Here is a 12,657-nt window from a genome sequence, read left to right on the forward strand (position 1 = left end):
GTCCCCATCGACCCGGTGCAGCTCGAACAGCCGGGGGACGACGAACAGCTCGCACCGGTGCCGGTCGCAGGCCCGGATGACCCCGACCATGTCCGACTCCTTCATCGAGGAGAACGCCACCACCACGTTGCCCACCTGCCACTCCTCCAGGACCCGCGTCAGGGCCTGCGGACCACCCAGCACGGGGAGCGGCAGGTCGTCGTCCCTCCGCGGCGGGTCGGCGTCCACGAAGCCGATCGGGTGCAGCCCGTACTCGGGGTGGGACTGCAGGATGCTCGCCACCTGCTCGCCCACCCGGCCCGCTCCGACGACCACGGCGCGGTGCGCCACCAGCCCGAGCGAGCGCAGCCGGCGCACCATCGCGTACCCGACCGCCCGCAGGGCGACGCCGACGACCCCGATCGTCACGGCGCCCCAGAGGAACTGCCAGTCGATGATGTAGTCCGCCCAGATGGTCCGTGACCACGCGATCTGCCCCAGGACGGCGAGGGCCCCCGCCACGAGCCAGCGCCCGGTCAGGGCGGGCAGGTCGTCGAGCACCGACAGTGACAACCGCGAGCGGTACAGCCCGCCGAGCCAGAACAGCAGCAACAGGACGGCGCCGAAGGCCAGAGTCTTCCGCGCCGGCGAGTCCAGTCCCAACTGCCGGCTGACCAACTCCATGCCGAGCACCCCCACGGCGACGGCCAGGGTGTCCAGCAGCACCAGGAACGGTCCGACGCCGAACCGGGCCAGCCGCGACCAGCCGGCCGAGACCACCTCCGCATCGGGCACGGGGACGTCGACGGGGTCCGCGAGGGACGCCCGGCCGGGCGGTGCCGTGCTGCGGGGGGCGCGGACGACGTGGTCCAGGGGGCCGGAGCGGGGAGCCGGGGCGGTCGTGCGGGCGTGCACGCCCGCACGGTCGGACGTGCGCGGGGGGACGACGACGTGTGAGCGGCTGAGGTACCTCAACGGGAGTCCTTCGGGTCTGCGCGCCGGGGCGCGATACGACCTGCGACGAGCGGGAGGCGTGCCCTCCCATGGAGGCGGCGGCCAGGAGCCGTGCCCGTGCGTGCTGCGGCGTGTCTCGGCGCCTGCTGTGGGCGCCGGCGAGGCAGGACGCCGGGTCAGTCGGGTCGCGCTCCCGGGTCGTCGGCGCCACCGACGACCTGCCCGGCAGCACCCGGGGCGTAGCGGGCGGAGGCGCGCGCCAAGGACGCCGTCCTCGACGACTCGAGCACCGCGTGCAGCAGCCCGCTGTCGGACCCGTGTCCGCTCGAGCCGCTGACCGATCCGGAGGACCCGCCGCCGGAGGGCCCGGCAGGAGCCGCCGGAGCCGATGGACCGACCGGCGCCGGAGGCGCCGGCGGCGGGGGCGGGGGTGCGGGGAGGCCTGTCCCGGAGGGGGTCGCCGGTGCCACGACGGCGGGCGGCGCCGGTGCGTCGGAGCCCTGTGTGGTGCCGTCGGGGGGCGCCGTCCCAGGCGCGCCGCCGGTTCGCGGTGCCGCCGGGGCGGCGGCCTCCAGGGCCGGCGTGCCGCACGTGACCACGGCTCCCGGAACAGCGGGAGAGGTGGCGGCGTCGGTCCCCGGGGCAGCGGCCGCGTCGGGGAGCGGGGTCTCGGGGGCGCCGGGAGCCGGTGCGGGGACCTCGCCCTCAGAGACGGGAGCAGCGGTGCCGACGGTCGGCCGCGCGCCGGGGGCCGTCGCCGGGTCCCCCGGCGGGGTGCTCGTCCCCGTGCCGCGCACGGGGGTGCCGGTGCCCGGACCGGGAGGTGCGGGACACCCCGAGGCCGGAGGCGTGTCCGGCGCTGCCGCCCCCGGCGCCGAGGCCGGTGCGTCGGTCGTGCCGCCGGCGACGGCGGACGTGCCCGTGGGGACTGCCGGGACGACGGTGGTCCCGGCACCGGCCGGCGCGGGGCAGCTCGTCGGCGGCGGTGTGGTGCTCCCTGTACCGGGTGTGGCCGGCGCGGGGCTGCCGCTCCCGCTCGGACCGCCGCTGCCGCCGAGGAAGCCGTCGGCGGGCGGTCGCTCGGCGGCCGGCGGTGTCGCCGTGCCCCCGGTGGAGAGCCCGTCGGAGGGGACCCCGCTCGACGGTGGCGGCACGGTCACCGGCGGTGCCGCGCTCCCGGGCGGGGCGCCACTCGCAGGTGGGACGGGGGCGGGCTCCTCCGGCGCAGGGGTGGACGGCGCAGGGGTGGACGGTGCAGGGGTGGACGGCGTGGGCGTGGACGGCGTGGGGGTGGACGGTGCCGGAGCGGAGGGCGCGGGAGCGGACGGCGGCGGGGGCGCGGACGGCGTGTCGTCCGCGGACGGTGCTGCAGGCGCGTGCGTGCCGGCCGGCGTCGCCGGCGGGGTCGACGCCGGGACGGCCGGAGCCGTCGTCACGGCCGCCTCCGGCAGGGGGAGCGCGGGCTCCTGCGCCTGCGCGGTCCCGCCCACGACGAGGAGCAGGACCCAGGCCGCCGCGGTGAACAGCAGGCCTGTGAACACGCGGGCGAGCCACCTCGGCGACCGACCGTCGCATGCGGCGGAGCGGCGGCACCCCAAGGACCCGGCCGGCGCGGGCACCGTCGCGGTGCCCGCCGGCCGGGTGGAGCCACCACCGATCGTCACCCGGTTCCCCCCGTCCGTCCTGGTCAGCGCGCACGTCCCGGCTCACCTTCGGGACCAAGGTCACTCGCGGCAACCCGGTGGGCGCCCGTCCATGACGCCACCCGGCGACGTCTCACGCTGCGTGAGCGGATGCGGACGATGCAGCACCACGAGGCGCTGATCAGCCCGTCTTCCCCGGGGACCCCGCGGTCGGCGAGGACGCCGCTCACCCCCACGGGTGACCCGACGCCTCGGTTGGGCCGTGACGGGCCCGGACCCCCTCTCCCGCTGGTTAGCCTGCGGTGGTGACTTGGCTGGTGACCGGGGGAGCCGGATACATCGGAGCGCACATCGTCTCGGCGATGCGCGAGACCGGGCAGTCGGTCGTCGTCCTCGACGACCTGTCCTCGGGCAACCGGGCGCGCGTGCCCGGTGTGCCCTTCGTGACGGGCAGCGTGCTCGACGCCGACCTCGTTGCTCGCACGGTCGCCGAGCACGCGGTCCACGGCGTCGTCCACGTGGCCGCGAAGAAGCAGGTCGAGGAGTCGGTGCGGCGCCCCCTGTACTACTACCGCGAGAACGTCGAGGGCCTGCGGACGCTGCTGGAGGCGGCGACAGGGGCCGGCGTGGGGTCGCTCATCTTCTCCTCGAGCGCCGCCGTGTACGGCGCTCCCGACGTCGACGTCGTCCACGAGGACCTCGACTGCCGGCCGGTCAACCCGTACGGCACGACCAAGCTCGTCGGTGAGCGCATGGTGGAGGAGGTCGCGGCGGCCACCGGGCTGCGGTACGTCAACCTCCGGTACTTCAACGTGGCCGGGGCGGTCGCCCCCGAGCTGACCGACCGGGGGGTGTCCAACCTCGTGCCGATGGTGTTCCAGCGCCTCGCGCAGCAGCAGGCCCCGCGGGTCTTCGGTGACGACTACGCCACCCCCGACGGCACCTGCATCCGTGACTTCATCCACGTCGGGGACGTGGCCTCCGCCCACGTGGCCGCGGCCCAGGCCCTCGACGAGCGACGCGTGGAGGCCCTCACCGCGAACATCGGCCGTGGCGAGGGCGTCTCGGTGCGGGAGATGGTCGCCACCATCCGAGCCGTCACCGGGACCGCCGACCAGCCGTGGGCCGAGCCGGTCCTCGAGCCGCGCCGTCCGGGTGACCCGGCGCGTGTCGTCGCCTCGGCCGACCGCATCCGGGGCGCCCTCGGCTGGGAGGCGCGGTTCACCGTGCGCGACATGGTCGAGTCGGCGTGGGCGGGCTGGAACTCGACACCGACCGGGAACGCCGGCACCTCCGCGGGCTGACCGCGTCAGGCGACGCCTCCCGAGGGGGCCATGGGCCCGGGGTCCGCGTCGCCGATGACGCCGGCGTGGACGCGGGTGAGCAGCATGTCGACCGCCAGGCGCTCGTCGGCCCGGCGCAGCAGTCGTCCCAGGGGCAGCGCCACGACGACGGACAACACCAGCCAGACGAGGCCGAGGGTCAGCATCGAGGTCACCCGCCGTTCCGTCGCGAGGACCAGTTCGGCACGTGTCCCCCGGGCGCGGCAGGTGCTGCCTCACCCCGACACCGGCTGGTCGAGCCTGGCCAGGCACGTTACCCCGGAACGGGCGGTTCGGACACTCGAGGGGCTCAACCCTGGGGAACGGCGAGGCGCCCGAGCAGGTCGGACCAGCGACGCGCCGCGGCGTCGGCGCTGAACTCGTGCCGGACGACGGCGCGCGCGCGCAGGCCCACCTCGCGGCACCGCTCGGGGTCGGCGGCGAGTTCGCGGACCAGTGCGGCGAGCTGCTCGCCGTCGTCCGCGCGCAGCTCCAGCCCGTCGGGCAGGCCCAGCCCCTCGAAGGCCCCGGGCGTTCCTGCGACGGGCAGCCCGTGCGCCATCCCGTCGAGCACCTTCAGCTTCACCCCGCCCCCGGCGACAAGCGGGGCCACGAGCAGCCGTCGGCCGAGCGCGGCGTGCAGGTCCTCGACGAAGCCGTGCAGCACGATGCCGGGCACGTCGAGCTCGGCGCGGACCTGCTCCGGGCAGTGGCCGACCACGTGCAGGACGTGGCGGGGATCCGCCGGGTCCAGGTGGGGGAGCACCTCGTCGCGGTGGAACCGCAGCGCCTGCACGTTGGGCAGGTAGTCCAGGCCCCCCAGGAAGACCAGGCCGTCGCGCGGCTCGGCCGGCTCCTCCGGCACGGGCACGGCGGGTGGCAGCCACTCGACGTCCCGGCCGGTCCGCTCCGCGAGCAGAGCGGCCTCGGTGTGCGACACGAGGCTGACCGCCTGCGCCGAGGCGCTGACCGCGACCTCCCGGGCGGCCATGCGGCGCGCCTCCCACCCGAGCAGCAGTACTGCTACCCGGGCGGCGACCCCGCGCAGGGGGCCGGGGACGCGGCCGGCGGCGAAGCCGAGCACCGCCCCGGGGTCCGTCCGCGCCGTCGTCCGCAGCCGCTCGTACCGCACGCTGAGCAGGTCGTCGAGGTCCACGACGACCGGCACGTCGACCCCGGTCACGGCCCCCGACAGCCGCAGCGAGTCGAGGACGACGAGGTCCGCGCCGGTCCCGGTGACCAACTCGGTCACCCGCCGGCGTACCCCGGCGTCGACGAACAGGGCCTCGTTGAGCGACCCCTGCCCGACCGTCAGGGCGCGCAGGGCCGAGACCGCCACGGACGGCAGTCGCGGGGAACGGACGTGGACGGTGGGGAACCGGCGGGTCCAGCGGCTCTCCCCGGGCGGGGCCGGGGCGACCACTGCGACGGTGACCTCGTGCCCCAGGGCCGCCAGCGCCTCGGCGTGGGTGCGCAGCACCACGATCCGCCCGGTGGCCCGCTGACCGATGTCCCGGGTCGTCACCAGCAGCACGCGCAGCGGCCGGGCCGGACGCCCGCTCACCGCTGCCCGCCCGAGCCGGACGTCAGCCGCGTCACCAGGGCATCGGCGACCGCGCGGGTGCCGGAGGCGCCCTCGGCCCCCGGGGGCAGCAGGTCGTAGGTGCGCACGCGACCCTCCAGCAGCAGGTCGGCCACCGCCGCGTCGACCCGGTCGGCCGCGTCGTCCTCGCCCAGGTGCCGCAGCAGCAGGGACCCGGACCGCACCATGCCCAGCGGGTCGGCGCGGTCGGCGCCGGCGTGGCGCGGCGCCGACCCGTGCGCGGCCTCGAAGACAGCCACCCCGGACCCGTGGTTGGCGCCGGGGGACAGGCCGACACCCCCGGACATGCCGGCCACCAGGTCGGACAGGATGTCGCCGTACTGGTTGCTCGTGACGACGACGTCCACCTCCTCCGGCTGCCGGACCAACTGGGCGGTGAGGTTGTCCACCAGGACGTCGTCGATCTCCACGTCGGTGGTGCGGGCCGCCAGCTCGCGGCCGACCTGGAGGAACAGGCCGTCGGTCGCCCGCATCACCGTCGCCTTGTGGGCCACGGTGACCCGGCGGCGCCCCTGCTGCCGGGCCCACGCGACGGCGAACTCGAGCGTGCGGCGGACGGCGGCCTCGGTCGCCGGCTTCAGGGACACCGCCGCCTCGTCGGCCAGCGTCGCCCCGTGCCGGCGGGCGGCCTCGACGACGGCCCGCGCACCGGCGGTCCCCGCAGCGAACTCGATGCCCGCGTAGAGGTCCTCGTTGGTCTCCCGGATGACCACGACGTCCAGGTTCGGGAACAGGGTCGGCACACCCGGCAGGGAGCGGGCCAGGCGGACCTGGGCGAACACGCCCAGGGCGCGGCGGAGGCCGGTGTTGGGCGAGGGGAAGCCGCCGGTCCGGCTCGTGCTCACCGGGCCCTTGAGCGCGGCGCCGGTGCGGCGGACGGAGCGGACGGTCTCCTCGGGCAGCGCCGAGGACGCGCCGGCGTCCAGTGCGGGCTGGCCCAGCTGCTGGAGGTCCCAGGTCAGGGCGACGCCGGTCGCCTCGAGGACGCGGTGCGCGGCGTCGACGACCTCGGGTCCGATGCCGTCCCCTGGGATCAAGGTCACGTCGTGGGGCACCGGGGGAGGCTACTGGAACCCGATCGGGTGACCGGCTGCCCGGACCAGGCGCGATAGCCTGGCCAGGCCGGCCGGGGGCGGTGCGCGAACCGCGCGCCACGGTCCGGCAGCACCCATCGGAGGACTCATGCAGCCTGGTAGCGCGCGCCCGCAGTCGGCAGAGATGACCCCGGGGCCCGGCTTCCGCTACCGGCGCAACGGGCGGAAGTCGTCCCCGGACCTGGTGCACCGGTTCGGCGCCTTCGGGGCGGCCGACGTCTCGGACATGATGAACCGGCTCTACACCATGAACCCGTCCATCAAGCCGGTGACCCCTCGGGAGCTGCGGCTGATCGGGCCGGCCTGCACGGTGAAGGTCTTCCCCGGCGACAACCTGATGGTCCACAAGGCCCTCGACCTGGCCAACCCCGGCGACGTCCTCGTCATCGACGCCAGCAGCTCGATGATGACCGCTGTCGTCGGCGACCTGGTCTCGACCAAGGCCCGGCACCGCGGCATCGCCGGGATCGTCGTCGACGGCCTGGTGCGCGACCTCGACGGCATCCTGGCGCTCGGCGACTTCCCCGTGTTCGCCCGCGGCACCACGCCGCTGGGTCCGCTGCACCGCGGCCCCGGTGAGGTCAACTTCCCGGTCAGCGTCGGGGGGATCGTGGTCAACCCCGGGGACGTGATCGTCGGCGACGCCGACGGCGTGGTGGTGGTCCCGCAGGAGAGCGCGGAGTCGATGCTCCAGCGGCTCGACGCGCGAGCGACGGGCGCCGCCGAGTACCAGAGCGCCGTCGCCCGCGGGGAGTTCTCCAACGCATGGGTCGACACCATGCTGGCGGGCAACGGCCTGGAGTCGGAGCCGGACCTTGACTGACGCCCCCGCGGCTCCCGCCGTCATCCTGGGCGGCAGCTACAACTCGCTGTCCGTCGCCCGGGCGCTGGGTCGACAGGGGATCCCCGTCCACGCCCTCGGCGACGGTGCCGGTGGCTCGCTCGTCAGCCGTTCCCGGTACGTCAGCAGCTACGTCCACGTCACGTCGTCGGCGACCGCGGCCGACGAGTGGATGGCGTGGCTGCGGACGGGCCCCCGTGGCGCCGTCGTCCTGCCGTGCAGCGACGGGGCGCTGGAGTTCCTCGCCCGGCACCGCGCCGAGTTGGTCGCCATGGGCTACTGCCCCGCGGCGGCAGCGGACGAGGTCACCCTGGCGATGCTGGACAAGGAGCGCACCTACGAGCTGGCTCGCTCCGTCGGTGTGCCGGCGCCGCGGACCGCTGCCGTCAGCTCGCTGGAGGAGGTGCGCAAGGCCGCCGCCGGGATGGACTTCCCGCTCGCGCTCAAGCCCCGCCACTCGCACCTGTTCGCCCGCGCCTTCGGCAGCAAGGCGCTCATCGTGGAGGACGAGTCGGCGCTCGAGGCCGCTTTCCGGGCCACCGACGAGCACGGGCTGGAGATGATCGTCACGGAGATCATCCCGGGCGACGACAGCAGGTACTGCTCCTACTACAGCTACCTGGACGACGACGGCACGCCGCTGTTCCACTTCACCAAGCGCAAGCCGCGGCAGAACCCGCCGGGCTTCGGGCTCGGCACCTTCCACGTGACCGACTGGGTGCCCGACGCCGCGGAGCTGGGGCTGCGCTTCTTCACCGGCATCGGCCTGCGGGGCGTGGGGAACGTCGAGTTCAAGCGGGACAGCCGGGACGGCCAGCTGAAGATCATCGAGTGCAACCCGCGGTTCACCGCGGCCGACAAGCTGGTGCAGCGCGCGGGCGTCGACATGGCCACCATCTCCTACCGCCGTGCCCTGGGGCTGCCCGTCACCGCGCCGACCACCTTCCGGCGCGGGGTGACCCAGTGGCACCCGGTCGAGGACTGGTACGGGTTCCGTGCCTACCGCGCGCTCGGTCAGCTCGGCACCGTGGCGTGGCTGAGGTCCCTGGCCCGTCCGCTGGGGCTGCCGATGTTCGACCCGCGGGACCCGCGTCCCAGTGCGGTCTACGCGGGCGGCTTCGCCCGCCGGGTGCTGCGGTTCACGCTGCGCCGCCTGACGTCGTCGGTCCCGGGCCGCCGACCCCGCTGAGGGAGCAGTGGGGACGGCGATCTCCCGCCGCTTCCCGCAGCAGGACCTCGAGGACGGCCCCGGCCACCGGCTGGACACGGGCCGGGTCGCTCACCTGGTAGTGGTACGAGAGCCCCGGGGTGCTGTTGACCTCGATCAACCCGGCCCCGGGCCAGGAGATCCCCCGGTCGGCGCGGGGCGTGGCGATCTCCACGCTGGCCAGCCGCAGGCCCAGCGCCCGGACGGCGGCCACGGCGTCGGCGGCCAGGGTGGGCGGGGGCACCTCGGCCTCGCACTCGGCGGAGGTGCCGGCGTTGACGGCCCGCGCGACGGTGACCCGGACACCCTCGGCGGGAACCGACGCCGGCGTGAGGCCCTGCCGGCGCAGGGCCAGGCAGGCGTCGAGGGACAGGTTGAGGAGGAAGAGGCCATCGTGCCCGTCGGCGGTCAGCCGCCGCCGGTTCTCGGCCAGGATCAGGTCGGTGACCGTCGAGGTGCCGTCCCCGACGACTGCCGGCGGACGACGGCACACCGCCCCCAGCACCGTGCCGTCGAGCACGAACAGCCGGTGCTCCGTGCCCTCGAGCTGCCGCTCGACCACCAGCTCCGGGCAGTGACGAACGGCGCTGAGCGCGGCCCGCACGAACTCCTCGACCGTCCGGACGTCACACGTGACGCCGGCGCCGGCGCCGGTCCCGTAGGCCGGCTTGACGACGCAGGCCCCGTGCGTGCGCAGGAAGTCCAGGGCCGGTGCGGGGTCGGCCAGGGTGAAGGTGAGGCTCTCGGCGGCCTCCAGCCCCGCCCGCGCCAGGTGTGCCGCGGCCGCGGTCCGGTCGCCGGCGAGGTCCAGGACGACGGGGGTGTCGAGCTCGACGAGGTTCTCGCGGACGAGGGTCGTGGCCCGGCCCCGGGAGATCTCGAGGAAGCCGGCCGGGGACTCGCGCACGACCGCTCCGGCCGCCTGCGCTGCCGACTCCCAGATCTCGCGGTACACCGAGGCACGGGCGGCCTCGAGCCAGCGCTCGGTCCGTGCCAGCTGGGTGCGCACACGGTTCACGTCGCGCGGCGTCGCCAGCCCGGAGACCGCCGCCGCGGGGCCGAACACCCGCGCCGGCCGCCCACCACGGCTGACCGAGCGCAGGAACCGGACGGCTGTCGACGTCCTCATGCGCTCGCCTTGGACCGGCGCATCGACGCCGCCAAGGCCACCAGTTCCCGCAGCACGGGCCGGCAGAACAGCAGGACCAGCGCGGCAGCACCCAGGACGCCGGCCGGGACGGCGAGGGCGAGCGTCTCGGCCTCGGGCTCGCGGAGCAGGACGACCGGGAGCGCGCCCAGCGCCGCGCCGGCCGCGGCGACGACGCCTGGTGTCATGGCCCGCAGGCTGGTCGTGGCCCGGAGTCCGAGCAGGCGGTTGGCCACCGTCAGGCGGACCGCGGCGAAGACGACGCTCATGCAGGCAAGGGTCGCAGCCATCGCCGTCAGCCCGAACGGCGCGGCCAGGAACAGCCCGGTGACCTTCACGACCACCATGGGGGCCACGATCCTGATGAGGAGGCCTGGCCGGCCGACGGCGGGGAAGACGTCGCCCGAGGCGTAGCCGATCGAGGACGCCGCCATCGAGAGGGCCACGAAGAGCATCGGCCCGGCTGCGTCCTCCCACTCCCAGCCGAGGAGGGCCACGGTGAGTGGCTCGGAGACGACGGCCATCCCCACGCCCGTCGGGAAGGCGAACAGGGTGATCAGCTGCAGGGCGCGGGTCGCCACGGCACCCAGCGCGCTGGCGTCGTCGGAGCGGGCGCGGGAGTAGATGGAGAACGCCACGCTCGAGAAGATCCAGAAGACGTTGGCCAGGACGAGTTCGGGGACCCGGTAGGCCAGCGTGTAGATGCCCAGGTCGTAGGTGCCGAGTCGGGCGCCGACGATGTAGTAGTCGGCGTTCTCCAGGACGGCGCCGAGGATCTTCATGACCAGCACGGCCGTCCCGAAGCCCAGCAGGGTCCTGGCTACCGCCCGGTCCAGCCGGAACGTCGGCAGGAAGCGCGTCGCCCACCACGTGAGGACGACGCCGATCCCCTCACTGGTCAGGATGCCCACGACCAGCGCCCACGGGCCGGCTCCGGCGACGGCCAGCGGGACGGAGACGGCTCCGCGGGCCAGGGCCCGGGAGACCTCGACCAGCGCCCGCTTGCGGAAGGCGAGGTCGCGTCGCAGGACCGCGTCGGGCACCTGGACGAGCCCGCGGAGGAGGAAGTAGAGGAACAGGACCCGCAGGAGGTCGGTGTCCTCGACGTCGAAGACCTCGGCCACCACCGGGGCCGCGAGCACGCCGACGATCGTGCAGACCGCGGCGATGACCAGGTTGAGGGTGAAGGCGGTCTGCACCCGCGCGGTGATCCCGCGCTCCTGCTCGTAGACCAGGGCCGACCCGACGCCGAGGTCGAGGGCGACCTCCAGGAAGGCGATGATGGCCAGCCCCACCGCCACCACGCCGAAGTCCTCGGGCACGAGGAGGCGTGCCATCACCAGCGTCACCACGAAGACCAGCAGCTTGCTGGCCGTGAAGGAGACCGCCGACCAGAGGAAGCTCGAGCCAGCCGTACGGGCGTCGACCCGCGTCCGTTCCGGCGGCGCGGCGGCCTCGGGCGCCTCCAGCGGCGCCTCGCCCACGGAGGACGGGTCGGAGGCGGCGTCCCGTGTGCGTCCGCTCATGATCTCGCCGTCCCCCGTCCGCGTGTCTTCTCCCGTCGCGGACGGCCCCGTCCTGCTCCCGGCTCGTCCTCGTTGTACCAGAGCGACCCGGTTCCCTCCCCCGCGCGGACGGGGCGGGCCGGCGCCAACGGGTGCATCCCGCCCGGAGGTTCACCCGTACGGACGACTGACGAAGGCCTGTGATCGGAGTCACACGTGGTGGGCGGCACAGCCATATGCGGAGTTGCGGCACCGGTCAGTTGGCTGCTGACTACGCACTGTCACCATTCGTGGCCACTGGGGGTGGCAGCGATGGCTGTTCGAGCACGTTGCGGTGCGCAGAGTGACCCAGCGGCCCCCTCGATGTGGTTACTCTCCGAAACGAACCTCCTCGCCAGCCGTCATGCGTGACCGGGGGTACCGGACCGGGAGGACGGCGCCCACGCGCGGGGCGGCATCGGCAGGGAGGTCGACTGCCGCCTGAGCGGTGGAGTGACGGATGCAGACGGGGGAGGGGTCGTCCTGAGCGGGAACGAACAGGTCGCCGTCCGGCCAGCGGGTGCCGGGACGGTGCTCGTCCCGAACCCGCCGTCCCCCGAGCCCGCCCCGGCTCGCGGCGCCCTGGGGTGGATGCTGCGCTGGGGGATCGGGCCGCTGCTGGCAGTCGCCGACCTGCTGGCCGTCGCGATCGGCGTGCTCGGCCTCGAGGCGATCGGCCGGGCGATCGGCGTCGACTCGCCGGCGCGGAAGATCGCCGCCTTCGGCATCGTCCTGCTCGGGCTCGTGTGGCTGGCCGGCCTGTACCGGTCCCGGCTGTCGCTGTCGGTGCTCGACGACCTGCCCGCCCTGGCCGGCCGCTGGCTGGCCGCGGTCGGGCTGGCCGTGCTGGGCCAGATCCTGTGGTCCCAGGCCGTCTGGGCGGACTACATCATCGACTGGCAGTTCCTGTGGGGCGCGCTGGCCGCCGGGGCGGCCATGGTGGGTCTCCGTGCCGCCGCCTACGCGGTCGTGCGCCGGCTCCGCACCCGGCGGGTGGTCGCCCACCGCGCCCTCGTCCTCGGCGCCGGCCGGATCGGGCACCAGGTGGTCGACATCCTGACCGACCACCCGGAGTACGGGCTGCATCCCGTCGGGTTCGTCGACTCCGACCCGATCCTGCACGGAGGCGGTGGACTCCCGGTCCTCGGCGGCCCGGGGGCGATGACCTCGTTGCTCGTCCGGCACCGGATCGGCGCCGTGGTGGTGGCCTTCTCCTCGATGAAGGAGTCGGACATGGTCGGGGTCATCCGGGCCTGCGACCGGCACCGGTGCGAGCTGTTCGTCGTCCCCCGGCTGTTCGAGCTGCAGCACGTCGACGACGAG

Annotated in this window: 10 protein-coding genes; 4 read left to right on the forward strand and 6 right to left on the reverse strand. The window is 75.0% G+C overall.

The window, feature by feature from the left end:
- A partial coding sequence (locus ACI789_RS24295; RefSeq protein WP_457012119.1) for a nucleoside-diphosphate sugar epimerase/dehydratase occupies nt 1-894 on the reverse strand: 894 nt, incomplete at its 3' end.
- Nucleotides 895-2,881: 1,987 nt separating this feature from the next.
- Between ACI789_RS24295 and galE the strand changes: the two genes are divergently transcribed.
- Complete coding sequence (gene galE, locus ACI789_RS24300; protein WP_457012120.1) at nt 2,882-3,880, forward strand: UDP-glucose 4-epimerase GalE; 999 nt, start codon at nt 2,882-2,884, stop codon at nt 3,878-3,880.
- A 5-nt stretch (nt 3,881-3,885) separates the two neighbouring features.
- Here the strand turns inward: galE and ACI789_RS24305 are convergent, their stop codons facing one another.
- The 3 genes from ACI789_RS24305 to ACI789_RS24315 all read right to left on the reverse strand — a co-directional run bounded on the left by ACI789_RS24305 (nt 3,886) and on the right by ACI789_RS24315 (nt 6,556).
- Nucleotides 3,886-4,074, reverse strand: a complete 189-nt coding sequence (locus ACI789_RS24305) for a hypothetical protein (RefSeq protein WP_457012121.1) — start codon at nt 4,072-4,074, stop codon at nt 3,886-3,888.
- Between the two features lie 134 nt (nt 4,075-4,208).
- The gene (locus ACI789_RS24310) at nt 4,209-5,462 is read right to left on the reverse strand and encodes a glycosyltransferase (protein ID WP_457012122.1); all 1,254 of its coding nucleotides are present in this window, start codon (nt 5,460-5,462) and stop codon (nt 4,209-4,211) included.
- Nucleotides 5,459-6,556 carry an isocitrate/isopropylmalate dehydrogenase family protein gene (locus ACI789_RS24315; RefSeq protein ID WP_457012123.1) on the reverse strand — a complete coding sequence of 366 codons (1,098 nt, stop codon included), beginning with the start codon at nt 6,554-6,556 and terminating at the stop codon, nt 5,459-5,461. Before ACI789_RS24315 ends, ACI789_RS24310 begins: the two co-directional genes overlap by 4 nt.
- Before the next feature lie 163 nt (nt 6,557-6,719).
- On the opposite strand from ACI789_RS24315, the gene ACI789_RS24320 reads away from it, so the two are divergent.
- Both ACI789_RS24320 and ACI789_RS24325 read left to right on the forward strand, forming a co-directional pair.
- Nucleotides 6,720-7,418, forward strand: a complete 699-nt coding sequence (locus tag ACI789_RS24320) for an RraA family protein (RefSeq protein ID WP_457012124.1) — start codon at nt 6,720-6,722, stop codon at nt 7,416-7,418.
- Nucleotides 7,411-8,625 (forward strand): carboxylate--amine ligase, encoded by a 1,215-nt coding sequence (locus ACI789_RS24325; RefSeq protein WP_457012125.1) that lies wholly within the window; start codon nt 7,411-7,413, stop codon nt 8,623-8,625. The genes ACI789_RS24320 and ACI789_RS24325 overlap by 8 nt, the downstream gene beginning before the upstream one ends.
- On the opposite strand, the gene ACI789_RS24330 is transcribed toward ACI789_RS24325, so the two are convergent.
- Together ACI789_RS24330 and ACI789_RS24335 are read right to left on the reverse strand one after the other, a co-directional pair.
- Nucleotides 8,576-9,772 carry a hypothetical protein gene (locus ACI789_RS24330; RefSeq protein ID WP_457012126.1) on the reverse strand — a complete coding sequence of 399 codons (1,197 nt, stop codon included), beginning with the start codon at nt 9,770-9,772 and terminating at the stop codon, nt 8,576-8,578. The two genes, ACI789_RS24325 and ACI789_RS24330, sit on opposite strands and share 50 nt — an antisense overlap.
- Entirely contained in the window at nt 9,769-11,316 is a 1,548-nt protein-coding gene (locus tag ACI789_RS24335) for a lipopolysaccharide biosynthesis protein (protein ID WP_457012127.1), read from the reverse strand. Before ACI789_RS24335 ends, ACI789_RS24330 begins: the two co-directional genes overlap by 4 nt.
- Nucleotides 11,317-11,865: 549 nt before the next feature.
- Between ACI789_RS24335 and ACI789_RS24340 the strand changes: the two genes are divergently transcribed.
- Nucleotides 11,866-12,657: nucleoside-diphosphate sugar epimerase/dehydratase (locus tag ACI789_RS24340; RefSeq protein WP_457012128.1), on the forward strand; the 792-nt coding region annotated here is incomplete at its 3' end.

The sequence above is a fragment of the Geodermatophilus sp. SYSU D00965 genome, assembly GCF_054050075.1.

Excerpts from the sequence above, each read along its gene's own strand:
- ACI789_RS24335 (WP_457012127.1), bottom strand. The coding sequence starts at position 11,316 with ATGAGCGGACGCACACGGGACGCCGCCTCCGACCCGTCCTCCGTGGGC.
- ACI789_RS24330 (WP_457012126.1), bottom strand. The coding sequence starts at position 9,772 with ATGAGGACGTCGACAGCCGTCCGGTTCCTGCGCTCGGTCAGCCGTGGT.
- ACI789_RS24320 (WP_457012124.1), top strand. The coding sequence starts at position 6,720 with ATGACCCCGGGGCCCGGCTTCCGCTACCGGCGCAACGGGCGGAAGTCG.